Origin of the sequence: Rhodococcus sp. 15-649-2-2 (genome assembly GCF_002258645.1) — a bacterium.
Lineage (GTDB): Bacteria > Actinomycetota > Actinomycetes > Mycobacteriales > Mycobacteriaceae > Rhodococcoides.
Map to the genome: position 1 here is coordinate 175097 of NZ_NPFM01000030.1, position 26138 is coordinate 201234.

The following is a 26138-nucleotide window of genomic DNA, read 5'->3' on the forward strand; positions in this document are numbered from 1 at the left end:
GTCGAGCCTATTGGACGGCGCGCAACGTGCGGGACGGTGGCGTCGAGACCGCGGAATGCCGGATAAGCTGGTCCGGTGAGCCCGGAGAACAAACAGCAGACCATGAAGCCATTGACCGCGGCGAACAAGCTCGGCATCTACCTTCCCGCAGCGCCCGAGGAGTTTCAGAACTCGATGGTCAGCAGGTCCGACCTCGACGCGTTGCGTAGCGATCCGCCGCAGTGGCTGACCGATTTGCAGACCAACGGACCGTTTCCGCGCGACGTCATCGCGAAGAAGCTGGGCGTGTCCATCGCAGGCCTGGCCCGCGGCGGAGTCACCGAAGCGTTGACCAGTGACGCCATCGACGAGCTCGTCGCCAGCCCGCCGCAGTGGCTCGTTCGTGAGCGCCGCACGCACATCCAGGTTCGCAAGGATGCCGAACGCATCAAGGAGAAGCAGGAAGCGCGTCGTACTGCAGGCAACCGGCCGACCAAGCTGCGCAACCTCTAGCGCGAGACCACTCCGTCGAGGTAGAGCCAGCGGCCGCCCACGCGGACGAATCGACTTACCTCGCTCATCGTGCCCGCACCCTCGGGGTGCTTGTAGTGCGCTCGGAACTCGACTGTTCCTTCGTCGTCGAACAGGCCGCCCGCGTCGACCCCGATGATGTCGAGTCGGTACCACCGCTGATCGGAATCGAGATCCAACTCGTGCGGAACCGTATCGGGATGCCACGACGCGCGTAGGTAAGCCGCATCGCCGACGGCGAATGCAGTGAATCGAGATCGCATCAGCTTCTCGGCTGTCGGCGCGCTGGCATCGCCGCGCAGATACGGCTCGCAACACGCGTCGAACGTGTCACCACTCGAACACGGACACCGTCGACTCACTCGGCTGCTTCCACTTCGACTGTGTAGGTACCGAGTTCGTGCTCGTCCCGCTTACCGACATCCTGAATCCACGTGTTGGCTTCGAGAAGGGTGTCGAACAATCCCAACGGGATCGGGTCTCCGCCGAGCGCGTTCTTCATGATCACGCGGTACTTCCTCACGGTGTCACCCGACGAACAGTCGCGAGAAACGTTGCGGCAGCGAAGAACATCCCGGCGAACGTGCGATTCATCGTCTTCTGTTGGCGCTGTGAGCGCATCAGCCGCAGCACCCGAGATGCCAGCGAGGTGTATCCGGTCATCACCAGCATGTCGACCGCGACCATCGTGGCCGCGATGAACAGGTACTGAGTGAGCAGGGGCCGCGCCGGATCGAGGAACTGGGGAAGGACGGCGACCATGAACACGACGGCCTTCGGGTTACTGGCGTTGACCAGGAATCCTCGTGCCAGCATCGTCGTTCCGCGATCGGCCACCGCGGGGGCGTCGGCGACGTCGGTGGGAGCTGCGTGCCACTGACGGACACCCAGGTAGACCAGGTACGCAACACCGAACCACTTGATTGCAGTGAACGCCAGCGCCGAGCTGGCGAGGACTGCACCCAGTCCGACGGCGACGATGCCGATCTGCAGGAGCAAGCCGATCTGCAGACCGAAGATGTTCCAGTACCCGCGGCGCAGGCCGTAGCGAAGCCCGGTGGACATCGATGCGATGGCACCGGCACCGGGGGACAGACTGATGACGATGCTCGCACCGAGAAACGCGAGCCACACTGACCAGGACATGTGTTCATTGAACTATGCCCGTCAATTCACTTTCGTCTCGACCGGTGTGTCGAACGAGGCGCTGTGGGGTAGGCCGTGGAAATGGCAGACATCAGAACCATCGACACAGGTCCGCAGCAAGTCACCCGTCAGACCGAGGTGCGGGCGTCGGCGTCCGAATTGTTCGACATCGTCGCTGATCCCACTCGGCACGGCGAGCTCGACGGATCGGGCACGGTCAAGGACACCGTCCGCGGTCCCGATCGCCTCAGCACCGGCGCAAAGTTCTCCGTCGGCATGAAGCAGTACGGCGTGCCGTACAAGATCACCAGCACCGTCACCGAGTTCGTCGACGCCGATCGGCACAAGGTTGTCGAGTGGCAGCACCCGATGGGTCACAGCTGGCGCTGGGAGTTCGAGGAGACGCAGCCGGGCCTGACCACGGTGACCGAGAGCTTCAAGTACGGCACGGCCAAGGTGCCGAAGATGTTGGAGCTGTTCAAGATGCCACAGAAGAACGCACAGGGCATCAAGAGCACACTGCACAACCTGGCTGCCCGCTACGCCTGACCTGAATCTATTCTGACCGGCATGCCGATCGATCCCGACACCAAGAACTGGACCTGGGTACTCGAGCGAGGGTGCCCGGATTGCGGGTTCGACTCGAGTGTCGTCGTTTACGACGACATCCCGAACCTGATCCGCGCCGACGTCGAGCGTTGGGATGCAGTTCTGCGGCGCGACGACGTCGCACTGCGGCCCGACGACTCGACGTGGTCTGCGCTCGAGTACGCCGCCCATGTCCGTGACGCGCATCGAATCTTTCGTACCCGCCTGGAGCTGGTGCTCACCGAGGACGATCCCGAGTTCGCGAATTGGGACCAGGACGCCACCGCGGTGTCCGAGAACTACAACGACCAGAACCCTGCGGCGGTGGCGGCGGAGCTCGGTGATGCTGCCCGGGCCCTCGCCGATGATTTCGCCGCCGTGCCGCCGGAGAAGCGCCACCGGACGGGTCGACGCAGCGACGGGTCGAACTTCTCCGTCGAATCACTGGCCGCGTACTACATCCACGATCCGATTCACCATCTGTGGGACGTGCGGGGCTGAGCCGAATTCGGTGGAACTATCCTGGGAGTTCGGACAATACTGATTCGACCGAACCCCGGCACCGAACCGACTTCACGAAGGGGCCCACTATGCCTGCCCGCATCGAGCTCGCCCGCGTCGATCTACGCGGACGAACTCCATCCACCGCCGAACTACGCGGCGCACTTCCCCGAGGCGGAGTGGATGTCGATTCGGTGCTGCATCAGGTTCGCCCCGTCGTCGACGCGGTCAAGGAGCGCGGTGCCGACGCGGCCCTCGAGTTCAGCGAGAAGTTCGACGGGGTCCGACCGGACCGCATTCGAGTTCCTCAGCAGGAATTGGTTCGCGCACTCGAGGAGCTGGATCCGGCCGTCCGGGCCGCGCTCGAAGTTGCCATCGAGCGAACCCGTCTCGTGCACTCGGATCAGCGCCGAACCGACCACACCACTCAGGTGGTACCCGGCGGCACCGTGACCGAGCGCTGGATTCCGGTCGATCGCGTAGGGCTCTACGTGCCCGGTGGCAACGCCGTGTATCCGTCGTCGGTCGTGATGAATGTCGTTCCGGCTCAGATTGCAGGTGTCGGTTCGCTGGTGGTGGCGTCACCGCCGCAGAAGAACTTCGGTGGCCTTCCCCACCCGACAATCCTTGCGGCCGCGCAGCTCCTCGGCGTCGACGAGGTCTGGGCTGTCGGCGGCGGCCAGGGTGTTGCGCTGCTCACGTACGGCGGGGTCGATACCGACGGCGGCGAACTGGCACCGGTCGATCTGATCACCGGTCCCGGCAACATCTACGTCACCGCTGCCAAACGGCTGTGCCGCTCGCTCATCGGAATCGACTCCGAGGCAGGCCCCACCGAGATCGCAATTCTCGCCGACGGCACCGCAGACCCGATCCATGTGGCAGCAGACCTGATCAGCCAGGCCGAGCACGACGTCATGGCCGCCAGTGTGCTGGTGACCGACAGTATGGAGCTCGCCGAGGCCGTGGACGAGGCTGTCAATGCGCAGATCGCGTTCACCCGGCACGCGGAACGCGTCACCACGGCACTGAACGGCAGCCAGTCCGGCATCGTGCTGGTCGACGACGTCACGCAGGGGTTGGCGGTGGTCAACGCGTACGCCGCCGAACACCTCGAGATCCAGACGAAGGACGCGTCCGACGTCGCGGCTCGGGTGCGCAGCGCCGGTGCCGTGTTCGTCGGAGCCTGGTCGCCGGTGAGCCTCGGTGACTACTGCGCCGGGTCCAATCACGTGCTCCCGACCGCCGGGTGTGCTCGGCACTCGTCCGGCCTGAGCGTGCAGACGTTCCTGCGGGGCATCCATGTGGTGGACTACAGCGAAGCTGCGCTCAAAGATGTTGCTGCGCATGTCATTGCCCTGGCCAATGCCGAGGATCTGCCGGCCCACGGCGAAGCGGTGCGGCTGCGGTTCGAAGGGTTGCGCACCGGTGACGCGTCATGAGTGATGCTCTGGGACGGTCGGTTTCGCTGGACGACCTACCTCTGCGCGAGGCGCTGATCGGCAAGTCGCCGTACGGCGCGCCGCAGCTCACCGTTCCGGTTCAGTTGAACACCAACGAGAATCCGCATCCGCCGACGCAGGCCTTGATCGACGACGTCGCCGACTCGGTGCGGATTGCTGCTGCGCAACTGCACCGCTATCCGGATCGCGATGCCGACGAGTTGCGTGCCGACCTCGCGCGCTACCTCACCGACCAGACCGGCTTCGCGGTCGCCACCGCCAACGTGTGGGCGGCCAACGGATCCAACGAAATTCTGCAGCAGCTTCTGCAGGCGTTCGGCGGACCGGACCGCACCGCGCTGGGTTTCGTGCCGTCGTATTCGATGCACCCGATCATTTCCTCGGGAACTCAGACCGAATGGATTCCCGCGAAGCGTCGGGCAGACTTCTCGCTCGACGTCGACTATGCGGTGCACGCGATCGAGGAGCGTAAGCCCGACGTCGTGTTCGTCACCAGCCCCAACAATCCGACGGGGCACAGCATCGACGAGCAAGATCTGCGGCGGATCCTCGACGCCGCACCGGGAATCGTGGTGGTCGACGAGGCCTACGCCGAATTCTCTTCGGCGACAAGCGCAATCGGACTGATCGAGAGCTACCCCAGCAAGATCGTGGTCAGCCGAACCATGAGCAAAGCGTTCGCGTTCGCCGGTGGTCGGCTGGGATACCTCGTTGCGGCCCCGGCCGTCGTCGACGCAATGTTGTTGGTGCGCTTGCCGTATCACCTGTCGGTGGTCACCCAGGCCGCCGCCCGCGCGGCGTTGCGGCATGCCTCGGACACCCTCGGTAGCGTGGCCGAACTCTCCGCCGAACGAGATCGGGTGGCGGCGGCCCTCGGCCGCCAGGGCTACGACGTGGTGCCGTCCGACGCCAACTTCCTGCTCTTCGGCCGGTTCTCCGATGCGGCCGCGACCTGGCAGCGGTACCTGGACGAAGGCGTGCTCATCCGGGACGTCGGAATACCAGAATATCTACGCGTCACCATCGGACTGGCGCACGAGAACGACCGATTCCTCACCGTCAGCGCAGCACTCGCATCGACCGAAAGAGCAGAGGCACAGAAGTGACCACACCCGCTCCCCGTATCGCAAAGATCGAGCGCACCACCAAGGAGTCGGACATCTCGGTCGAGCTGAACCTCGACGGCACCGGCATCGTCGACATCTCCACCGGCGTTCCCTTCTACGATCACATGCTCACCGCGCTGGGCACCCATGCTCGTTTCGACCTGACGGTTCGGGCGAAGGGCGACATCGAGATCGAGGCACATCACACCGTCGAGGACACCGCCATCGTGCTCGGTCAAGCCCTTGGGCAGGCCCTCGGCGACAAGGCCGGCATCACCAGATTCGGCGACTCGTTCATTCCGATGGACGAAACGCTCGTGCATGCGGCCGTCGACGTGTCCGGTCGACCGTACTGCGTGCACACCGGCGAGCCCGACTACATGGTGCATTCCGTGATCGGCGGCTACCCCGGTGTTCCGTATTCGACCGTGATCAACAAGCACGTGTTCGAGACGCTGGCCTCGAACGCTCGGATTGCGTTGCACGTCCGAGTGATCTACGGACGCGACCAGCACCACATCACCGAAGCAGAGTTCAAAGCGGTCGCGCGAGCACTGCGTCAGGCCACCGAGTACGACCCTCGGGTGACCGGAATTCTGTCCACCAAGGGAAGTCTGTGATCGATCGACCGGCACTCGTACTTTGAGCGGTCTGCTGGCGATTCGAGGGCTTCCGGCCGCGATGGCAATGGGGGCAGCGTCGTTCGGTGGCTGGGGCTTGCTGCTTCCGGTCATACCCCTGGCAGTGTCGCAATCCGGGGCATCCGACGCGGTGGCAGCGGCCAGCACCGCGATCTTCATGACCACCACGGTGATCACTCAGCTGTTCGTGCCGCGGATGCTGATGAGCGTCGGCCACCGCGTTGTACTTGCCGCAGGGTGCTTGCTGCTGGGTGTTCCGTCTCTGCTGTTCATCGTGTCGGTCGATGCCGTACCGGCATTAGCCGTGTCGGCCCTGAGAGGAACAGGCTTCGGCATGCTGACGGTGGCCGGTGCTGCCATCGTCGCCGAGCTGGCCCCCACTGCTCTGCTCGGCCGTGCGACGGGCGCGCAGGGGATCGCCGTCGCGTTGGCTCAGATGATCACGCTGCCAATGGGTTTGGTGATCTTTGCGGCGAATCCGACGGCCGTGTTCGTGCTCGGCGCTCTCGTGCCTGCAGCAGGCTTGATCGGCGTGGCACTGTTACCGCCCACCAGACCCGCGCCGCAGCCGCCCAGAATCGAACGGGTTCGCCTCGACGTACGGCAATTCCTCGTGCCGTGTCTCGTCGTGGCCTCGGTGTCCGCGGCGTACGGCGGAATCACCAGTCTGTTGCCGATCGCGGAATCGAACCGAGCCGCCATGATCGGTCTTGCCTTGGCCGTCGTCAGTGCCGCGATGCTCGTCGGCCGGTACACCGCAGGATCGGTTGCAGATCGAATCGGCATCGGACGCTCCGTCGTTCCCGCGCTGGTCTCGGCTGCGATCGGCATCGCGCTGTTCGCGATCGCAGCGCTGGGGAACATGCCCGCTGCACTGTTCTTCGTCGCCGCCGTTCTGTTCGGAATCGGGTACGGAGCGTGCCAGAACGACAGCCTGGTGATGGCGTTCGACGCGGCCGGGCCCGCTCGCTACAGCAGCGCCAGCGCCGTGTGGAACATCAGCTTCGACGCGGGCACCGGTGCGGGTGCGCTCGCGCTGGGCGTTCTCGCCACGAGCGTGGGGTACACCGCGGGATTCACCGCGGCCGCAATCACGGTGGTCGTCGTTGCGGCGGTGGCGCTGATCGCCCGACCACGCCCCGATAGACTTCCCTCATGACTTCTGTGGTGTTGCTCGATTACGGCTCGGGCAATCTGCACTCGGCGAAGAGGGCGTTGGCCCGGGTCGGTGCCGACGTGACGGTGACCTCGGATTTCGACGAAGCCCTCGATGCACAGGCATTGGTCGTTCCCGGTGTCGGCGCGTTCGCCGCGTGCATGGAGGGTCTGCTGGGGGTGCGCGGTGACCGCATCATCGGGCGTCGCCTGGCCGGCGGACGCCCGGTGTTGGGAATCTGCGTCGGAATGCAGATTCTGTTCGATCGTGGCGTCGAATTCGGTGTCGAGGCCAACGGATGTGGGGAATGGCCGGGAACGGTCGAGCGCCTGCAGGCCGACGTGTTGCCCCACATGGGCTGGAACACCGTCGAGGCACCGGAGAAGAGCGTGCTGTTCGACGGCATCGATCCCGAGACCCGGTTCTATTTCGTCCACTCCTACGCTGCGCAGCAATGGGAGCTCGAACCCAGCGACACCATCGCCGCGCCTCTGCTGACGTGGGCCGATCACGGCGGCCGATTCCTCGCTGCCGTGGAGAACGGCGCGCTCTCGGCCACCCAGTTCCACCCGGAGAAATCCGGAGACGCCGGTGCCGCGCTACTCGAGAACTGGGTTCGATCGGTGTGAGCGACCGCGAGTTCTCGCTGGGCAGGTTGGCCGTCCGGGCACTCGGTGCGGCCGTCGCGGTGCTGGCTCTCGCCACTGCCCTGATCGCCGTCCTGCAACCGAGCGCCGGCATAGCTCTGTCCATTGCCTTGGCCGGTGTGGTCGGAGCGATCGCAGCAATGGGAGTGGTGTCCACGCGTATGACGCGCAGGGACCTCCGGTAGGACCACAGACGACCCGTTTTGGGTTCACGCCCGCTCGGCCCGTAGCATAACCGCACGTGAGCCTGGTCTTATTGCCTGCTGTCGATGTCGCAGGCGGCGAAGCTGTTCGTCTCGTTCAAGGAGAAGCCGGAAGCGAGACCAAGTACGGGTCGCCTCGTGATGCCGCCCTCGCGTGGCAGAACGACGGCGCGGAATGGGTCCATCTCGTTGATCTCGACGCCGCGTTCGGGCGGGGTTCCAACCGGGAGTTGCTCGCGTCGGTCGTCGGCGAACTCGACGTCAAGGTAGAGCTGTCCGGTGGCATTCGTGACGACGAGTCGCTGCGCGCGGCGCTGGCGACCGGTTGTGCGCGAGTCAATCTCGGTACCGCAGCCCTCGAGGATCCGCAGTGGTGCTCCCGTGCGATCGGAGAGTTCGGTGATCGCGTCGCGGTCGGTCTGGACGTGCTGATCGTCGACGGAGCTCCGCGACTACGCGGCCGCGGCTGGGTCAGCGACGGCGGCGATCTGTGGGACGTGCTCGAGCGGCTCGAGCGCGACGGGTGTTCGCGCTACGTGGTCACCGACGTGACCAAGGACGGCACGTTGACGGGGCCCAATCTCGAACTGCTCGCCGACGTGTGTGCCAAGACCGACAAGCCGGTCATCGCGTCGGGCGGCGTGTCCACCATTGCAGATCTGGAAGCGATCGCCGGCCTTGTCGATCGCGGCGTGGAAGGTTCCATTGTCGGAAAGGCGTTGTACGCCGGACGTTTCACTCTCCCCGACGCCCTCGCCGCGGTGTCTCGGTAGCAACGAATGACCCTTCCCGAGGAGCCGACTCGTCTGCTCGAGATCGCCGGTGGATTGCTCGACGGCGTCCACGATCGGTTCGTTGCGGGCGTCGGCGCACCGAGTGCAGTGCAGAAGGGGCCCGACGATTTCGCCACCGCTGTGGATCTGGAACTCGAGCGTCGGCTCGGTGCGGAACTGTTCGATTCGACCGGAATTGCAGTTCACGGTGAAGAATTCGGCGGACCGGATCTGAACTCCGGGCTCGTCTGGGTGCTCGACCCCATCGACGGCACGTTCAACTACTCGTCGGGGCTGCCTTCGGCGGGGACGTTGTTGGCGTTGCTCGACGACGGTGTGCCCGTCCTCGGCCTGACCTGGCTGCCGCTGGTGGACCAGCGTTTCGCTGCGGTGGCGGGCGGCCCGCTACTACTGAACGGTGTTGCGCTCCCGGCGCTGCAGCCGAAAGTGTTGCGCGAGTCCATGATCGGCTTCGGTGCCTTCAACGTCGCCAGTCGTGGCTCACTGCCCGGACGGTTCAGGTTCCGCATCCTCGAAGAACTGTCGATGCAGTCCTCTCGTCTGCGGATGCACGGTGCCACCGGAGTGGACCTGGCCTACACGGCCAGCGGTGTACTGGGCGGCGCTGTGGTCTTCGGCCACCGGGCCTGGGACAACGCTGCCGGTGCGCTGCTGGTGCGCGCCGCAGGCGGACTCGTCACCGACCTCGCGGGCGAACCGTGGACGGTCGACTCGACGTCAGTGCTCGCTGCCGGGCCCGGGGTGCACGATCAGCTACTGAAGGTGATCACCGAACTCGGTGACCCCGCCGACTACCTGGAAGGACCTGCGCGATGAGCGTCGCGGTCAGAGTGATTCCGTGCCTCGACGTCGATGCCGGACGTGTCGTCAAGGGCGTCAACTTCGAAAACCTCCGCGACGCAGGTGATCCCGTCGAACTAGCGGCTGCCTACGACGCACAGGGAGCCGACGAGCTGACCTTTCTCGACGTCACCGCGTCCACCTCGGATCGAGGCACGATGCTGGACGTCGTCAGCCGTACAGCCGAGCAGGTGTTCATTCCGCTCACTGTCGGCGGGGGAGTACGCACGGTCGCAGACGTCGATCGTCTGTTGCGGGCCGGAGCGGACAAGGTCAGTGTCAACACCGCCGCGATCGCCCGACCCGAGTTGCTGCGCGAGCTCAGTGAGCGGTTCGGGTCTCAGTGCATCGTGCTCTCGGTCGACGCTCGTACCGTTCCGCAGGGGCAGCAGGACACCCCATCTGGCTGGGAGGTCACCACACACGGCGGTAAACGCGGAACCGGCATCGACGCCGTCGAATGGGCGGTTCGTGGTGCCGAACTGGGCGTGGGAGAAATTCTGCTCAATTCGATGGATGCCGACGGCACGAAGGCCGGGTTCGATCTACCGATGATTGCGGCTGTCCGGGCCGCGGTGCACGTGCCGGTCATAGCCAGCGGGGGAGCGGGACGGGTGGAGCACTTCGCACCCGCAGTGCAGGCCGGGGCGGACGCCGTTCTCGCCGCCAGCGTCTTCCATTTCGGCGACCTCACCATCGGTCAGGTCAAAGATGCGATGCGCGTCGAGCGCATCGTCGTTCGATAGCAAAGAGGTTTTCCGATGACACTCGACTCGAGTCTCTCCGCGAGACTCAAGCGCAACGAGGCCGGACTGTTCAGTGCGGTCGTGCAGGAACGATCGACCGGGCAGGTTCTGATGGTCGCTTGGATGGACGACGAGGCACTGTCTCGAACCCTCGAAACCCGCAAGGGCACTTACTATTCCAGGTCCCGGCAGCAGTACTGGGTGAAGGGTGAGACGTCGGGGCACACTCAGTACGTGCACGAGGTTCGGCTCGACTGCGACGGTGACACCGTGCTTCTGGTCGTCGATCAGGTCGGTGCCGCATGTCACACCGGCACGCACACCTGCTTCGACGCCGACCTGCTGATGGGGCCCGAGAACTCTCAGGCGTGACCTGTGCCCGCAGCGATTCCCTTGTCCAACTGGGCCAACAGGGTTGCGCTCAGGGTCGAGAGCTGCTCGACCTCGGCGTCCGAGAGCCCCTCGAACACCAGCGCCTGTACCGTGCCGACGTGCCCTGGGGCCGATTCCACGACCTTCGCCATACCCGAGTCGGTCAGCACCGCGTAGGAACCGCGGCTGCCCGGGATGGACTCCCGGCGAACCCACCCGGCCTTCTCGAGCTTGGTCACCACGTGTGAGAGCCGCGAGAGCGACGCATTTGCGAACTCGGCCAGATCCCGAAGTTGGATTCGCCGCTGCGGGTTCTCGCTGACGGTGGCGAGAACGAAGTAGTCGAAGTGGGTCAGCCGAGAATCGCGCTGCAGCTGGGCGTCCAGCGCTGCCGGAAGTCGAGTGATGAGGGCGACGAGCGACCGCCAGGCCTCCTGTTGACTCTCGGTGAGCCACTGGGGATCCACCGCATCACTCGGTGTCGCATCCATCGGTGTCGCCGACGTGTCCATCGCGGGGAACCTCTCGATCTCTGGGTCGTTACTGCAGACCACTCCTATCTCTGGGTCGTTCCTGCAGGCTCCACTCCTGCCCAGATAGTTGTGGTCTGCACATGATGCCTCGAGGGTCCCCCCACCCGAGGCATCACGTCCGACAGATGTTCTACGTGCGATGTGCGCGCAGGTACTCGAGCGCCTTGTCCGCGTGAGCCTCGAACCGTACTTCGCTCGAGAAGGTCTCGAGCACCTTCCGGTCGGTGCCGATGACGAACGTTGCCCGCTTGACCGGAGAGAGCTTGGCGAGCAGACCGCGCTTGACGCCGAACGCGGTGGCGACGGCACCGTCTTCGTCGGACAGCAGGGGGTAGTCGAAAGACTTGGCCGCGGCGAACTCCGCCTGCTTGGCGACGGCATCGGCACTGATACCGACTCGAGTGGCTCCGATCTCGGCGAACTCCGAGGCCAGGTCCCGGAAATGGCACGCTTCGGCCGTGCACCCGGGGGTGAAGGCAGCCGGGTAGAAGAACAGCACTATCGGACCGTTCGTCAGCAGTTCGGTCAGGGTTCGGATCTGTCCGGTCTGGTCCGGTAGGGAAAAGTCGGGAACGAGTTCGCCTGGTTTCATGCTCGGCAGGTTACCGCGAGCGCCGGCCTTGTCGCCGGAGCGGAGCCTGCGGAGTGACCCGTTGTGCCGAACCTGGGAGGATGGGGCAATGCGCGGCGAGACGACCACCGACCCCAGTCCCACCTCCAATACCGAGAACTCGGACTCGACCACCTCCCGCGAGGTGTTCCGGCAGCTCGCAGCCGAGCACCGAGTGGTTCCGGTGACACGAAAGGTGCTCGCCGACTCCGAGACTCCGTTGTCGGCGTACCGCAAGCTCGGTGCGGACCGGCCCGGTACCTTTCTGCTCGAGTCTGCGGAGAACGGCCGTTCGTGGTCGAGGTGGTCGTTCATCGGTGCAGGCGCTCCGGCGTCGCTGACGGTCATCGACGGCGAAGCGGCCTGGCGCGGCAACGTTCCGGCAGGGGTGCCCAGCGGCGGCGATCCGCTCGCGGTCCTGGCCAGGACACTGGAGCTGTTGCACTCCGAGCGGGTGCCCGGTCTGCCCCCGTTGACCGGCGGCATGGTCGGCTACCTGGGATACGACTCGGTGCGGCGTATCGAGAAGCTGCCCGAGCATGCGCAGGACGACCTCGGTGTGCCCGAGCTGGTGATGCTGCTCGCGACCGATCTGGCGGCCGTCGACCACCACGAGGGTGCGATCACTCTGATCGCGAACGCGGTCAACTGGGACGGAACCGATGACAATGTCGACGAGGCCTACGACGACGCCGTGCGCCGTCTGGACCGCATGTGTGCCGACTTGTCCAAGCCGGCTGACTCCACCGTCTCCACCGTCTCCAAGCCTGCACCGCAGTTTCGTCGGCAGCGAACCTCCGAGGGATTCGGTGCCGACGTCGCCCGCTTGGTGGAGGAGATCGAAGCCGGCGAAGCGTTCCAGGTGGTTCTCTCGCAGCGCTTCGAGATGGATACCGATGCGTCGCCGCTCGACGTCTACCGCATGCTGCGGGCCTCCAACCCCAGTCCGTACATGTACCTGATGCACGTTCCGGGAGATAACGACGAGACTGCTTTCTCGATCGTCGGATCGAGCCCCGAGGCCCTGGTGACAGTGGTCGACGGCCTCGCCACCACGCATCCGATCGCGGGCACGCGGTGGCGCGGTACCTCCGAGGAAGAGGACGTGCTGCTCGAGAAGGATCTACTCGCCGACGAGAAGGAGAACGCGGAGCACCTGATGCTCGTGGACCTCGGTCGTAACGACCTCGGGCGCGTGTGTGCCCCCGGCACGGTCCGGGTGAGCGACTACCGCCACATCGAGCGATACAGCCATGTCATGCATCTGGTCTCGACGGTGACGGGTCGTCTGGCCGAGGGCAAGCGTGCCCTCGACGCGGTCAAGGCCTGCTTCCCGGCGGGCACCTTGTCGGGCGCACCGAAGGTGCGCGCCATGGAACTGATCGACGAGCTGGAACCGACGCGACGCGGTATCTACGGCGGCATCGTCGGCTACCTCGATTTCGCCGGTGATGCCGACACCGCCATCTCGATTCGGACCGCGCTGATCAAGGACGGGACCGCCTACGTTCAGGCCGGTGCGGGAGTCGTGGCGGATTCGGTCGCGCAATACGAGGACGACGAGGCACGAAACAAAGCCATGGCCGTACTGGGTGCAGTTGCGGCCGCGGAATCGCTCCGCGAGGTCGGTGGGCGATGACCGAGCGATCCGGTCGTCGCGCGTCGGCCGCTGTGCCGGTCGCTCTGCTGATCGTGGCTGCGGCATGCCTGTGGGGCGCATCGAGAATGACGTGGGTCCGGGTGACGTCCTCCGACGGTCTCGGGGAGAGTCGAACGGACGACCTTCTCGGTGGCACCTGGGCCGCTGCCACCACACCGCTCGCGCTCGTGTTGCTGGCGGCGGTGGCCGCGTCGTTCGCGGTGCGCGGGTGGGCCTCTCGGGTGCTGGCAGTGTTGATCGCGGTGGTGGCCGTGTCGGCCGCTGTTCCGGCCGTTCGACTGCTCACCGCGGGAGCATCCGACTCGGAGTCGGCGGCCCTTGCCGAACTCCCCGCAAGGGCTCAGGTCTCGATGACGGAGGTGTCGATTCTCCCGGCGATCGTCACCCTGATCGGCGCGTTGTGCGCGCTCGTTGCGGCGGTGGTGTCGATTCGGAAAACAGCTGCCTCGCAGGTACTCTCGTCCAAGTACGACGCCCCGGCGGTGCGACGTGACGAGGTGGCTCGACGCGTTCGCAGTTCCTCGTCCGACAACGGCGTGCAGGACGAAGGCGAGGACCTCACCGAACGCATGATGTGGGACGCGCTCGACGCGGGCGAAGATCCTACCGACGAGTCCAGTACCCCGCGTTCGTCGTGATGAAACCGCCCTCTACGCTAGGTCCGACCCCGATGAGATTCCTCACATCGGAAGTCGACGCTCAGAAAGGACTGGGGGCACCATGACTGTTCTCGACTCGATTCTCGACGGTGTGCGGGCCGACGTGGCCGCGCGTGAATCGGTGGTCGATTTCGCCGCCGTCAAAGCAGCAGCGAAAGCAGCCCCGGCACCTCTCGACGCAGCGGCAGCCCTTCGTGAGGACGGTATCGGCGTCATCGCCGAGGTCAAGCGTGCCAGCCCGTCCAAGGGTGCGTTGGCAGACATCGGTGATCCAGCGGTTCTGGCTCGTGCTTACGAGCAGGGCGGTGCCCGCATCATCAGCGTCCTCACCGAAGAGCGTCGCTTCCACGGATCTCTCGCGGACCTCGACGCGGTTCGTGCCGCAGTCTCGATTCCGGTGTTGCGCAAGGATTTCATCGTCGGTCCGTATCAGATCCACGAGGCTCGGGCCCACGGTGCCGATGTCATCCTGCTGATCGTCGCGGCACTCGAGCAGGATGCCCTGGCGTCGTTGCTCGATCGCACGGAGTCGCTGGGCATGACGGCACTGGTCGAGGTGCACACCGAAGCCGAAGCGGATCGTGCTCTCGAGGCCGGTGCCCGCGTCATCGGCATCAACGCACGTAACCTCAAGACACTCGAGATCGACCGCGACAGCTTCGGCCGAATTGCGCCCGGTCTGCCCAGCGAGGTCATTCGTGTCGCAGAGTCCGGTGTACGAGGAACTGCCGACCTGCTGGCCTACGCCGGTGCCGGTGCCGACGCAGTGCTCGTCGGCGAGGGCTTGGTCACTGCGGGCGATCCCCGGACCGCCGTCTCGGACCTGGTGACGGCGGGAACACATCCGTCGTGCCCCAAGCCCGCACGCTGACTCTGCAGGACCGACTCGGGCACCCGACCCGAGCGCGGCAGCAGTCCGCCGTTGGGGCACACTGGTGCGGTGAGCACCAGCAATTCTTCAGGCACCACGGACGCCCCACAGGTAGTCCGTTTCAAGGGCGCTGATCTGCCGCAGAGCAGCATCGGCCTCACCGATCGCAGCGCGCACGAGCCCGATGTCGGTGGTCACTTCGGTGTCTACGGCGGCAGGTTCGTCCCCGAGGCGCTGATGGGTGTAATCGAGGAAGTCACCGCCGAGTACGAGAAGGTGCGCAGCGACAACGAATTCCTCGGCGAACTCGATCGACTGCAGCGCGACTACACCGGCCGACCGTCACCGGTCTTCGAGGCGACACGGTTGTCCGAGCACGCCGGCGGCGCTCGTATCCTTCTCAAACGAGAAGACCTCAACCACACCGGTTCTCATAAGATCAACAACGTTCTGGGCCAGGTTCTGCTGGCGAAGCGAATGGGCAAGACCCGAATCATCGCCGAAACCGGTGCGGGCCAGCACGGAGTCGCCACGGCGACGGCATGCGCACTGCTCGGGCTCGAATGTGTCGTGTACATGGGCGAGGTCGACACCGAACGGCAGGCACTCAACGTCGCTCGGATGCGCTTGCTCGGATCGAGCGTCGTGGCCGTGAAGTCGGGATCGCGCACCCTCAAGGACGCCATCAACGAGGCGCTACGCGATTGGGTCACCAACGCGGACAACACGTACTACTGCTTCGGCACCGTCGCCGGGCCGCACCCGTTCCCGGTCATGGTTCGCGACTTCCAGCGCATCATCGGCCTCGAGGCGCGGCAGCAGGTGCTCGCCTCCATGGGGAGGCTGCCCGACGCCATCGCCGCCTGTGTCGGCGGTGGGTCCAACGCGATCGGAATCTTCCATGCGTTCATCGACGACGCCGACGTTCGGCTGATCGGCTTCGAGGCGGCCGGCGACGGCGTCGAGACGGGCCGTCACGCTGCGACGATCAGCGGTGGAACTCCGGGAGCGCTGCACGGGGCGTACTCGTACCTGCTGCAGGACGAGGACGGTCAGACCGTCGAATCTCATTCGATCTCAGCCGGTTTGGACTACCCGGGTGTCGGTCCCGAGCATTCCTACCTGCATGACATCGGTCGCGCAGAGTACCGGGGCATCACCGATACCGAGGCGATGAATGCGTTCAAGCTGCTGTGCCGTACCGAGGGCATCATTCCGGCCATCGAGTCCTCACATGCCATCGCAGGCGCACTGACCCTCGGCAAGGAGTTGGGCGAAGGTGCGATCATTCTGGTCAACCTGTCCGGGCGTGGCGACAAGGACGTCGACACCGCGGCCGAGTGGTTCGGCCTGATCGACGGAGACGGCGACGCGAACGTGGACGAAGAAGTGGGTATCAAGCCATGAGCAACAACGACTCTCGCCTCTCTGCGACCTTCGGTCAGTGCCGCGCCGAAGGGCGCGCAGCACTCGTCGGGTACCTCCCCGCAGGCTTTCCGACCGTTCCGCGCTCGGTCGAGGTGTTCAAGACCATGGTCGACGCCGGATGCGACATCGTCGAGGTCGGCATTCCGTATTCCGATCCGGTGATGGACGGACCCACGATTCAGGCCGCAGCCGACGTCGCGCTGCGAGCCGGTGCTCGGGTCAAGGACGTGTTCGCAGTGACCGAGCAGGTCTCTGCCGCAGGCGGAAAAGCAGTCGTCATGACCTACTGGAATCTGGTCCTCAAATACGGCATCGAGAACTTCGCCCGCGATCTCGCCGGTGCGGGCGGGCTCGGAATCATCACCCCCGATCTCATTCCGGACGAGGCGCAGGAATGGATCGAGGTTTCCGACAGGTACGGTCTCGACCGCATCTTCCTCGTAGCTCCGTCGTCCACCGAGGAACGGCTCGTCAGCACCGTCGAAGCCAGCAGCGGTTTCGTCTACGCCGCCTCGACCATGGGCGTGACCGGTGCCCGCGACGCGGTGTCCTCGATGGCCCCCGAATTGTCGGCTCGCATCCGAAAGCACTCCGACATCCCCATCGGCGTCGGCCTCGGTGTTCGCTCTGGCGCTCAGGCCGCCGAGATCGCCCGCTACGCCGATGCAGTCATCGTCGGATCGGCCTTGGTCAGTGCCGTGGACAACGGACTCGACGCGGTGCGTGACCTGACGACGGAACTCGCCGAGGGTGTCCGTTCCGCTAACGTAGCGTCGTGACCTCGACCGAGATTCTGGCCTACATTCCCAGCCCCGCGCAGGGAGTGTGGCACGTCGGACCGCTCGCTCTGCGGGCCTACGCCCTGTTCATCATCATCGGCATCGTCGTATCGGTGGTGTGGGGCGATCGCCGTTGGGTCGCTCGAGGGGGAACCAAGGGCACCGTCCTCGACGTCGCAGTCTGGGCCGTTCCGTTCGGTTTGCTCGGTGGACGTCTCTACCACGTGGCAACAGACTGGAAGACGTACTTCGGTCCCGGCGGAAATCCGGTCGAAGCTCTGTACGTCTGGAACGGTGGTCTCGGAATCTGGGGAGCGGTGTTCCTCGGCGGAGTCGGTGCTTGGATTGCCTGCCGTCGACGAGGGATCCCCTTGCCTGCATTCGGTGACGCGGTGGGGCCCCCGATTCTGCTGGCCCAGGCGATCGGCCGCATAGGCAACTACTTCAACCAAGAGCTGTACGGTCGTGCAACCACGCAGCCGTGGGGTCTGGAAATCTACGAGCGAGTCGACTCGAACGGGCGACTGGACCCTCTGAACGGCGTGTCGACCGGGTTCGTGGAGAAGGTCGTCCACCCGACGTTCCTCTACGAGTTGCTGTGGAGCCTCGCGATCGTCGCCCTGCTGGTGCTGATCGACCGCAAGTACACGATCGGCCACGGACGACTGTTCGCGTTGTACGTCGCCGGATACTGCGTCGGGCGTTTCTGGGTGGAACTCATGCGTGACGATTTCGCGACGAAGATCGCGGGACTTCGCGTCAACACCTTCACATCCGCCATCGTCTTCGTCCTGGCGGTCGCCTACTTCGTCATCGCCACCAAGGGTCGCGAAGACCCCGCGACACTGAAATCGAACGACGACGTGGACGGCGGTAACGACGCCGCAGACGGCGATGCCTCCGGCGATGCGGACGAGACCGACCGAACCACCGATGCTCGGGACGTGCAGACGTCCGACAAGAAAGCCGAGGAAGAAGGCAGTACACGTGGTTGATTTCGACAAGACCCACGGCCCCGAATCCGGTTCCGGCACAGGCGATTCCAGTGACGGTGACGCCAAGCCGACCACGCCGTTCGGCACTCCGTTCGACTACGGTGCCACCGCCGAGGCGTCGCTCTCGGAGCCGCCGGCAACCTCGGAATCCGCACCGTCGCACGGCCCCACCGGGCCCACGGGGCCGGGCTGGGATACGTATTCGGGTATCGGAAACGGCCCAGGTTGGTCCAGCACACCGAGCTACCCGGCCCCGAGCCCGGACGGCAGTATCGACAATCCGGTCGGAGGATTCCCGCCGGCCCAGAACTACCCGGCCCAAAACTACCCACCCCAGAACTACCCGCAACAGGGGTACGGCCAGCAGCAGGGCTACCCGCAACAGGGGTACGGCCAGCCGCAGAGCTACGCGCAGCAGGGGTACGGCCAGCAACAGGGCTACCCGCAGCAGGGGTACGGCCAGCAACAGGGCTACCCGCAGCAGGGCTACCCACAACAGGGCTACCCGCAACCAGGGTTCGGTCAGTCGCAGGGTTTCGGTGCGCCCATGGGCTATGCGGGCGGACACCCGTACGGCGTCGGCCCAGACGCTCCGTACGGTCGCGATCCGGTCACCGGCGAGCCGTTGTCGGACAAGTCCAAGATCGTCGGCGGCCTGCTGCAGATATTTCTCGGTTGGTTGGGTGTCGGTCGCTTCTACCTCGGCAGTACCGGGATCGGTGTCGCCCAGCTGCTCCTGTTCTTCTTCGGTGTTCTGCTCACCGCAGTGTTCGGCCTCGGGCTGATTCTGCTGTTCGGGCTTTTCGTCTGGCACGTCGTCGACGGCGTGCTCATTTTGGTGGGCAATGTATCGGACGCTCAGGGGCGAAAACTGAGAGACTGAGCCCTCGTTCGCACTGCACTCGAACAAGGGAGCCCGAAGTGAGTGACTCAGGTACATCGTCGTCCGACGGATCACCGGGCGACGCATCCGGTTCCACGGAACCGACGATCTCGTTCGAGAAGGGCAGTCCTGCAGGTTCGGGTCCCGTTTACGGCGCACCCGATCCCAATTACACGACCCCGAACTACGGCACCCCGAACACTCCCGGTGCCGCCGATCAGGGTCAGCAGTTCGGACCTCCTCCCGGTGTCGGTTATCCACCGCCCGCCGATGGTTCGGGTCAGTACTTCGCGCCGCCGCCGTACTCGGGTGGTCAGTACGGTGGGCCGCAGTACGCGGGTGGTCCTGGTTTCATGGACCCGATGGCTCCCTACGGCCGGCACCCGGTCACCGGCGAACCCTTCTCCGACAAGCAGAAGCTGACGGCAGGCCTGCTCAACATCCTCCTGGGCGCATTCGGAGCCGGTCGTTTCTATCTCAACCAGCCGGGTATTGCAGTGGCCCAGATTGCAGTCACGTGGCTCACCTGCGGTATCGGTGGCATCTGGCCGTTGATCGACGGGATCATGATGCTCACCGGCAGCGTGCGCGACGAACACGGTCGACCGCTGCGCGACTGACGACGGTTTCGACGGCCACCGGCATTCGCGATTGCATCGTTGCGAATTCCAACTGCTACGATTTCGCCAACCGGGAGCAATCTCGGATTCTTTCGCGGGCCAGGGCTGTCCCGGTGAATTCCCGACAGGCGTTTCTATTTCGGCTTGTGAGACCGTTCCGGTCGACATGAACCGAACCAGCCGGCGGGGTTGCCGAGACTCACGGCGCAGCGGTCGAAGTCGCTGCTTCGCCCTCACGCACCCCACCGGCCTACGTGGAGGTGATCGTGGTGCTGTTTTCTCGGATGCCTGCGGAGCAGGGTCTGTACGACCCGAGCTTGGAGAAGGATTCCTGCGGCGTGGCGATGATCGCCGACATCGCGGGACGACGGTCCCATGCCATTGTGGCCGACGGCGTTCTGGCACTGGAGAATCTGGAACATCGCGGCGCTGCCGGGGCCGAACCCAACAGCGGTGACGGCGCAGGCATTCTGATCCAGCTCCCGGTCGAACTTCTCGTCTCTCTCGCGCCGTTCGATCTACCTACGGCATCAGCCGACGGTGACAATACATTTGCAGCCGGCGTGTGTTTTCTGCCGCAGGGAATCCGGGAGCGTGCGCTCGCCGTCGAACGTGTCGAATCCGTTGCGACCGAAGAAGGTCTGGAGATCCTGGGTTGGGTCCCGGTCGAGGTAGATCCCGATCGAGCCGACGTGGGAGTCACCGCTCTGGGCTGTATGCCGTACATGAGCTACCTCTTCGTCACGGCCCCCGAGGTCGACGGCGTGCGGCCGGCCGGTCTGGCGCTCGATCGGTTGGTGTACGCGCTGCGTAAGCGTTCGGAACGGGTCACCCCCGAGATCGAGGCCGAGGGCTCCGGGTTGTTCTTTCCATCGCTGTCCTCGCGCACCATCGTCTACAAGGGCATGCTCACCACGATGCAGCTGCCGCTCTACTTCCCGGAGTTGCGGAACCCGTTGTGCACGAGCGCTATTGCCATCGTTCACAGTCGATTCTCCACCAACACGTTTCCGTCGTGGCCGCTGGCGCACCCGCATCGCTACGTGGCCCACAACGGTGAGATCAACACCGTCAAGGGCAACCGAAACCGAATGCGGGCTCGGGAAGCGCTGCTCTCGAGCGACCTGATCCCCGGTGACCTCGAGCGGTTGTTCCCGATCTGCAATCCCGATGCGTCGGACTCGGTGTCCTTGGACGAGGTGCTCGAACTGCTGCACCTCGGTGGACGCAGTGTTCCGCATGTGGTGATGATGATGGTGCCGGAGCCGTGGGAGAACCACCGCACGATGGATCCGCGAGTGCGGGCGTTCTATCAGTTCCATTCGTCGATGATGGAGGCCTGGGACGGCCCGGCTTGTGTGACGTTCACCGACGGCAGCTACGTCGGGGCCGTACTCGATCGCAACGGGCTTCGCCCCGGTCGCTGGTGGCAGACGGCCGACGGTCGCGTGATCCTCGCCAGCGAGGCCGGCGTGCTCGATGTGCCGCAATCCGAGGTCGTCGCCAAGGGCCGACTCGAGCCGGGCAAGATGTTCCTGATCGACACCGTCGCCGGACGATTGGTACCCGACGAGGAGATCAAGCTCCAACTGGCCACCGAACATCCGTATCAGGAGTGGCTGCATGCCGGACTGCTCGAGATCAAGAGCCTGCCCGAGCGCGCGCACATTCAGTACAACCACGACTCCGTGGTGCGCAGGCAGGTCGCGTTCGGTTACACCGAGGAAGACCTGCGCGTCGTACTGACACCGATGGCCGCATCCGGGGGAGAGCCACTGGGGTCCATGGGCACCGACACCCCTGCGGCAGTCATGTCGCAGCGCTCGCGTCAGCTCTACGACTACTTCATCGAGCTGTTCGCCCAGGTCACCAACCCGCCGCTGGATTCGATCCGGGAGGAGATCGTGACCTCGCTCGCGCGGGTGATGGGTCCCGAGCAGAACCTGCTCGAGCCCACCGCGGCGTCGTGCAGGCAGATCGTGTTGCCGTGGCCGGTGCTCGACAACGACGAGTTGAACAAGATCATCCACATCAACGACGACGGCGACCACCCCGGATTGTCGGCGACGGTGTTGCGGGGCCTCTACGAGGTCGAGCGCGGCGGCGAAGGTCTCGCCGAGGCCATCGAGGAACTGCGTGCTCGGGCATCGGAAGCCATCGCTGCCGGGTACACGACGCTGATCATCTCCGATCGCGACTCGGACCACACCCGCGCTCCGATTCCGTCGTTGCTGGCCACCTCGGCCGTACACCACCATCTGGTGCGCACCAAGGAGCGCACCAAGATCGCACTCGTCGTCGAATCCGGCGATGCACGCGAAGTCCATCATCTCGCGCTGCTCATCGGATTCGGTGCCGCCGCGGTCAACCCGTATCTGGCGATGGAATCGATCGAGGATCTCGTCGGCGAGGGTGAGCTGACCGGCGTCGAACCGACGATCGCAGTACGGAACTATCTGTACGGTCTCGGCAAGGGTGTGCTCAAGGTGATGTCCAAGATGGGCATCTCGACCGTCGGGTCCTACACCGGCGCACAGGTTTTCGAGGCGGTCGGTCTCGATCGCGAGGTGGTGCGCGAGTATTTCAAGGGCACGGTCAGCAAGCTCGGCGGCGTCGGCCTGGACGTGCTCGCCGAGGAGGTCAAGCTGCGCCACCGTCGGGCGTACCCCGAGAACCCCACCGACCGAGTTCACCGTCGGTTGGAAATCGGCGGTGAGTACCAGTTCCGGCGGGAAGGGGAACTGCACCTGTTCACGCCCGAAACGGTGTTCCTGTTACAGCACGCGACCCGCACCGGGCGCTACGACGTGTTCCAGAAGTACACCGACGAGGTGGACCGGCTTGCTCGTGAAGGCGGTGCCCTGCGTGGTTTGTTCGAGTTCAAAGATGGTGTGCGGCCGCCGGTTCCGCTCGACGAAGTGGAGTCGGTCGAATCGATCGTGACGCGGTTCAACACCGGAGCGATGAGTTACGGATCCATTTCCGCCGAAGCGCACGAGACGATGGCCGTGGCGATGAACAACCTCGGCGGCCGGTCCAACTCGGGTGAGGGCGGTGAGGACGTCGACCGCCTCTACGACCCGAAGCGCCGCAGTGCCGTCAAGCAGGTGGCCAGTGGCCGCTTCGGGGTGACCAGCGACTACCTGGTCAATGCCACCGATATTCAGATCAAGATGGCGCAGGGAGCCAAGCCAGGCGAGGGCGGTCAGTTGCCCGGCTACAAGGTGTATCCGTGGGTCGCGAAGACGCGACATTCGACGCCGGGCGTCGGCTTGATCTCGCCGCCCCCGCACCACGACATCTATTCGATCGAGGATCTCGCGCAGCTGATCCACGACCTCAAGAACGCCAACGAGAATGCGCGCGTACACGTCAAGCTCGTCAGTTCCGTCGGCGTCGGCACGGTGGCGACGGGCGTCAGCAAGGCGCACGCCGACGTCGTCCTCATCTCGGGATACGACGGCGGAACCGGGGCGGCACCGTTGACCTCGCTCAAGCATGCCGGCGCTCCGTGGGAGATCGGCCTGGCCGACGCTCAGCAGACGCTGGTGCTCAACGGCCTGCGTGACCGCATCACCGTGCAGTGCGACGGTGGAATGCGCACCGGTCGAGACGTCATCGTCGCGGCACTTCTCGGTGCGGAGGAATTCGGATTCTCGACGGCTCCGCTGATCGTGGCGGGATGCATCATGATGCGTGTCTGCCACCTCGACACGTGCCCGGTCGGGGTCGCGACCCAGAACCCGGAGCTGCGCAAGCGGTTCACCGGGAAGCCGGAGTTTCTCGAGGACTTCTTCAAGTTCATCGCCGAGGACGTGCGAAAGTACCTCGCGCAGCTCGGCTTCCGCAGTATCGACGAGGCAGTGGGCCACGCCGACGTACTGGAGACAGCCGCAGGCGTCGCACACTGGAAGAGCAAGGGCCTGGATCTTGCTCCGATCTTCGCGATGCCCGTCGACCGGCACGGTGCCCCGATGTCGCAGCGTCGACGCCTCCGCGGGCAAGACCACGGACTCGATCTCGCGCTGGATCGGACGCTGATCCAGTTGGCGGAGGGAGCGCTGGAGGACGCGCATCCGGTGAAGCTCGAGCTGCCGGTACGTAACGTCAACCGCACTGTCGGAACGCTTCTGGGGTCCGAGGTCACCCGACGCTACGGCGCGGGTGGGCTCCCGGACGACACCATTCGCGTTGCGTTCACCGGATCGGCAGGGCAGTCGCTCGGTGCCTTCCTGCCGCCGGGTATCACGATCGATCTGGTCGGTGACGCGAACGACTATGTCGGTAAAGGACTGTCGGGTGGTCGCATCGTGGTGCGCCCGGCCGACGATGCGCCCTTCGTCGCCGAGGACAACGTGATCGCCGGCAACACCATTCTGTACGGCGCAACCTCGGGCGAGGTGTACCTGCGGGGCAAGGCAGGGGAGCGCTTCGCGGTCCGGAACTCGGGAGCGATCGCGGTGAACGAGGGCGTGGGTGACCACGCGTTCGAGTACATGACCGGTGGCCGGGTCGTCGTGCTGGGCCCGACCGGTCGCAACATGGCCGCGGGAATGTCCGGCGGTATCGCCTTCGTTCTCGGTCTCGATCCGGCCGACGTGAACATGGCGATGGTCGAACTGCAGGTCCCCAACCCGGACGATCTGGTGTGGCTGCGCGAGACCGTCGAGAATCACCAGCGCTGGACCGGGTCCACCGTCGCGACCTCGTTGCTGGCCGACTGGCCACGCCGGTCCGCGCTGTTTACCAAAGTCATGCCCGTCGACTACCAGCGGGTGCTGGAAGCGACTCGAATGGCGCGTGCCGAAGGGCGCGACGTCGATGCTGCGATCATGGAGGCTGCACGTGGCTGATCCACAGGGATTTCTGAAAGTCGTCAAGCGCGAGGCTGTCAAGCGTCCGATCGGTGAGCGCGTCAAGGACTGGAACGAGGTGTATTCGCACCAGCCGACGAGCGAACGGGCCGCGGAGGTCTCCGATCAGGCACGTCGTTGTATGGACTGCGGAATTCCGTTCTGCCACTCCGGAACTGCAGGTTGTCCGCTGGGCAATCTCATTCCCGAGTGGAACGATCTGGTTCGTCGTGACCGGTGGGATGCGGCGAGCGACCGACTGCACGCGACCAACAACTTCCCGGAGTTCACCGGTCGGGTGTGCCCGGCACCGTGCGAATCAGCCTGTGTGCTTTCGATTTCCGAGGCGGCCACCGGCGGTAGCGTCACGATCAAGCGGGTCGAGCAGACCATCGCGGATCTGGCCTGGGAAGAGGGCAGCATCGTTCCGCAGCCGCCGACGATCACCACCGGTAAGCGAGTCGCCGTCGTGGGATCCGGTCCTGCGGGATTGGCTGCGGCACAACAGCTCACACGCGCCGGGCACGACGTCACGGTGTACGAGCGGGATGACCGCCTGGGCGGTCTGCTCCGGTACGGCATCCCGGAGTTCAAGCTCGAGAAGTCGGTGCTGGATCAGCGCCTGATGCAGATGCGGGCCGAGGGAACACATTTCGTGACCGACTGCGAGGTGGGCATCGACTTCACGGTCGAGCAGCTCCGCGAATCCTTCGATGCCGTCGTGCTGGCGGTCGGCGCTCTGCGGGCCCGAGACAACACCGAGGTGATCGGTCGCGAACTCGACGGTATCCACCTGGCGATGGAGCACCTGGTGCCGTCGAACAAGGAATGTGAGGGCGACGGTCCCACGTCGATCTCGGCCGCGGACAAGCATGTGGTGATCATCGGCGGCGGCGACACCGGGGCCGACTGTCTGGGTACGGCGCACCGCCAAGGTGCCGCGTCGGTCACCCAGCTCGATTACAACCCTGCTCTGCCCGGGGCACGCGACGACAGCCTGTCGCCGTGGCCGTCGTGGCCGTTGGTACTGCGCACCTCGCCTGCGCACGCCGAGGGCGGCGTTGTACGTCATCAGGTGGCCGTGCAGCGCTTCCTCGGTGACGAGCGCGGACACGTGCGTGCCATGGTGCTGGCCGAGGTGGAGGTGCAGCGTGACGCGGACGGTCGACGCGTCGTCACACCGATCGGTGAAGAGGTCGAACTGCCCTGTGATCTGGCGCTGTTCGCCATCGGTTTCGAAGGCGTGGAGCACGGTCCGTTGCTCGACGAGTACGGCCTCGCGCTCACCAAGCGTGGTGCGTTGTCGTGTGGTCCCGACTGGCAGACCACCGCGCCTGGGGTGTTCGTCTGCGGAGATGCGCATCGAGGTGCGTCGTTGGTCGTGTGGGCGATCGCAGAGGGACGATCGGCGGCTCATGGAGTCGACGCTTTCCTCACCGGGCACTCGGAATTGCCGTCTCCGGTGCACCCCACGGCACTGCCTCTCGCGGTGGTGTGACGCTCGTCTCTGAACCGGTGCAGACCGTCCCAGCAG

The 26138-nt window shown here is 65.1% G+C and carries 28 protein-coding genes; 23 read left to right on the forward strand and 5 right to left on the reverse strand.

The features are described from left to right. The first annotated feature begins 75 nt into the window (after window positions 1–75). Window positions 76–492 (forward strand): DUF5997 family protein, encoded by a 417-nt coding sequence (locus CH305_RS20385; RefSeq protein WP_094704737.1) that lies wholly within the window; start codon window positions 76–78, stop codon window positions 490–492. Here the strand turns inward: CH305_RS20385 and CH305_RS20390 are convergent. From CH305_RS20390 to rhtB, 3 genes are read right to left on the reverse strand one after another with little or no spacing between them, the layout of a single operon-like run. Further along, window positions 489–872, reverse strand: a complete 384-nt coding sequence (locus CH305_RS20390; protein WP_094610208.1) for a YchJ family protein — start codon at window positions 870–872, stop codon at window positions 489–491. The two genes, CH305_RS20385 and CH305_RS20390, sit on opposite strands and share 4 nt — an antisense overlap. After that, the gene (locus tag CH305_RS29145; protein ID WP_155289322.1) at window positions 869–1018 is read right to left on the reverse strand and encodes a hypothetical protein; all 150 of its coding nucleotides are present in this window, start codon (window positions 1016–1018) and stop codon (window positions 869–871) included. Before CH305_RS29145 ends, CH305_RS20390 begins: the two co-directional genes overlap by 4 nt. An 11-nt stretch (window positions 1019–1029) precedes the next feature. Further along, window positions 1030–1656: a homoserine/homoserine lactone efflux protein gene (rhtB, locus tag CH305_RS20395; RefSeq protein ID WP_094704738.1), complete on the reverse strand. Its 627-nt coding sequence runs from the start codon at window positions 1654–1656 to the stop codon at window positions 1030–1032. Window positions 1657–1737: 81 nt separating this feature from the next. Here rhtB and CH305_RS20400 point away from each other — a divergent pair, with 81 nt between their 5' ends. From CH305_RS20400 to hisI, 12 genes are all read left to right on the forward strand, one after another. Then, window positions 1738–2205, forward strand: a complete 468-nt coding sequence (locus CH305_RS20400) for an SRPBCC family protein (RefSeq protein WP_032403983.1) — start codon at window positions 1738–1740, stop codon at window positions 2203–2205. 21 nt (window positions 2206–2226) lie between these two features. Further along, window positions 2227–2745 (forward strand): DinB family protein, encoded by a 519-nt coding sequence (locus CH305_RS20405; protein ID WP_094704739.1) that lies wholly within the window; start codon window positions 2227–2229, stop codon window positions 2743–2745. An 89-nt stretch (window positions 2746–2834) separates the two neighbouring features. Beyond that, on the forward strand, window positions 2835–4187 hold the full coding sequence (hisD, locus tag CH305_RS20410) for a histidinol dehydrogenase (RefSeq protein WP_032403985.1): 1353 nt from the start codon (window positions 2835–2837) through the stop codon (window positions 4185–4187). Next, window positions 4184–5314 (forward strand): histidinol-phosphate transaminase, encoded by a 1131-nt coding sequence (locus CH305_RS20415; protein ID WP_094704740.1) that lies wholly within the window; start codon window positions 4184–4186, stop codon window positions 5312–5314. The genes hisD and CH305_RS20415 overlap by 4 nt, the downstream gene beginning before the upstream one ends. Further along, entirely contained in the window at window positions 5311–5934 is a 624-nt protein-coding gene (hisB, locus tag CH305_RS20420) for an imidazoleglycerol-phosphate dehydratase HisB (protein ID WP_032379000.1), read from the forward strand. Before CH305_RS20415 ends, hisB begins: the two co-directional genes overlap by 4 nt. A 61-nt stretch (window positions 5935–5995) precedes the next feature. Next, window positions 5996–7114 (forward strand): MFS transporter, encoded by a 1119-nt coding sequence (locus tag CH305_RS20425; protein ID WP_094704802.1) that lies wholly within the window; start codon window positions 5996–5998, stop codon window positions 7112–7114. Next, entirely contained in the window at window positions 7111–7740 is a 630-nt protein-coding gene (gene hisH, locus CH305_RS20430) for an imidazole glycerol phosphate synthase subunit HisH (RefSeq protein ID WP_094704741.1), read from the forward strand. The genes CH305_RS20425 and hisH overlap by 4 nt, the downstream gene beginning before the upstream one ends. Then, entirely contained in the window at window positions 7737–7943 is a 207-nt protein-coding gene (locus CH305_RS20435) for a hypothetical protein (RefSeq protein ID WP_032403989.1), read from the forward strand. Before hisH ends, CH305_RS20435 begins: the two co-directional genes overlap by 4 nt. 56 nt (window positions 7944–7999) lie before the next feature. After that, window positions 8000–8734, forward strand: a complete 735-nt coding sequence (gene priA / locus CH305_RS20440) for a bifunctional 1-(5-phosphoribosyl)-5-((5-phosphoribosylamino)methylideneamino)imidazole-4-carboxamide isomerase/phosphoribosylanthranilate isomerase PriA (protein ID WP_037150780.1) — start codon at window positions 8000–8002, stop codon at window positions 8732–8734. A gap of 6 nt (window positions 8735–8740) precedes the next feature. Beyond that, window positions 8741–9571, forward strand: coding sequence for an inositol monophosphatase family protein (locus CH305_RS20445; protein WP_094704742.1), 831 nt, complete (start codon window positions 8741–8743; stop codon window positions 9569–9571). Beyond that, entirely contained in the window at window positions 9568–10341 is a 774-nt protein-coding gene (hisF, locus tag CH305_RS20450) for an imidazole glycerol phosphate synthase subunit HisF (protein ID WP_032378996.1), read from the forward strand. The genes CH305_RS20445 and hisF overlap by 4 nt, the downstream gene beginning before the upstream one ends. 15 nt (window positions 10342–10356) lie before the next feature. Continuing rightward, complete coding sequence (gene hisI, locus CH305_RS20455) at window positions 10357–10713, forward strand: phosphoribosyl-AMP cyclohydrolase (protein ID WP_094704743.1); 357 nt, start codon at window positions 10357–10359, stop codon at window positions 10711–10713. Here hisI and CH305_RS20460 read toward each other — a convergent pair. Continuing rightward, window positions 10704–11225, reverse strand: coding sequence for a MarR family winged helix-turn-helix transcriptional regulator (locus CH305_RS20460; protein ID WP_176458299.1), 522 nt, complete (start codon window positions 11223–11225; stop codon window positions 10704–10706). The genes hisI and CH305_RS20460 overlap by 10 nt on opposite strands. 151 nt (window positions 11226–11376) lie before the next feature. Further along, the gene (locus CH305_RS20465) at window positions 11377–11838 is read right to left on the reverse strand and encodes a peroxiredoxin (protein WP_032378994.1); all 462 of its coding nucleotides are present in this window, start codon (window positions 11836–11838) and stop codon (window positions 11377–11379) included. A gap of 88 nt (window positions 11839–11926) precedes the next feature. Here CH305_RS20465 and CH305_RS20470 point away from each other — a divergent pair, with 88 nt between their 5' ends. The 10 genes from CH305_RS20470 (at window position 11927) to CH305_RS20515 (ending at window position 26102) form a co-directional block, all read left to right on the forward strand. Continuing rightward, the gene (locus tag CH305_RS20470; RefSeq protein WP_094610212.1) at window positions 11927–13495 is read left to right on the forward strand and encodes an anthranilate synthase component I; all 1569 of its coding nucleotides are present in this window, start codon (window positions 11927–11929) and stop codon (window positions 13493–13495) included. Beyond that, on the forward strand, window positions 13492–14154 hold the full coding sequence (locus CH305_RS20475; protein WP_094704744.1) for a TIGR02234 family membrane protein: 663 nt from the start codon (window positions 13492–13494) through the stop codon (window positions 14152–14154). Before CH305_RS20470 ends, CH305_RS20475 begins: the two co-directional genes overlap by 4 nt. 82 nt (window positions 14155–14236) lie before the next feature. Continuing rightward, entirely contained in the window at window positions 14237–15046 is an 810-nt protein-coding gene (gene trpC / locus CH305_RS20480) for an indole-3-glycerol phosphate synthase TrpC (RefSeq protein WP_032378991.1), read from the forward strand. Window positions 15047–15181: 135 nt separating this feature from the next. After that, a complete protein-coding gene (gene trpB, locus CH305_RS20485; protein WP_052058451.1) occupies window positions 15182–16453 on the forward strand; it encodes a tryptophan synthase subunit beta in 1272 nt (423 codons plus the stop codon). After that, window positions 16450–17253 (forward strand): tryptophan synthase subunit alpha, encoded by an 804-nt coding sequence (gene trpA / locus CH305_RS20490; RefSeq protein WP_032403996.1) that lies wholly within the window; start codon window positions 16450–16452, stop codon window positions 17251–17253. Before trpB ends, trpA begins: the two co-directional genes overlap by 4 nt. Next, a complete protein-coding gene (lgt, locus tag CH305_RS20495; protein ID WP_032403997.1) occupies window positions 17250–18248 on the forward strand; it encodes a prolipoprotein diacylglyceryl transferase in 999 nt (332 codons plus the stop codon). Before trpA ends, lgt begins: the two co-directional genes overlap by 4 nt. Next, complete coding sequence (locus CH305_RS20500; protein WP_249305407.1) at window positions 18241–19131, forward strand: TM2 domain-containing protein; 891 nt, start codon at window positions 18241–18243, stop codon at window positions 19129–19131. Before lgt ends, CH305_RS20500 begins: the two co-directional genes overlap by 8 nt. Before the next feature lie 38 nt (window positions 19132–19169). Continuing rightward, a complete protein-coding gene (locus CH305_RS29770; protein ID WP_371828277.1) occupies window positions 19170–19751 on the forward strand; it encodes a TM2 domain-containing protein in 582 nt (193 codons plus the stop codon). Between the two features lie 269 nt (window positions 19752–20020). Then, a complete protein-coding gene (gltB, locus tag CH305_RS20510; RefSeq protein ID WP_094704803.1) occupies window positions 20021–24604 on the forward strand; it encodes a glutamate synthase large subunit in 4584 nt (1527 codons plus the stop codon). Then, window positions 24597–26102: a glutamate synthase subunit beta gene (locus CH305_RS20515; RefSeq protein ID WP_032403999.1), complete on the forward strand. Its 1506-nt coding sequence runs from the start codon at window positions 24597–24599 to the stop codon at window positions 26100–26102. Before gltB ends, CH305_RS20515 begins: the two co-directional genes overlap by 8 nt. Window positions 26103–26138: the final 36 nt, after the last annotated feature.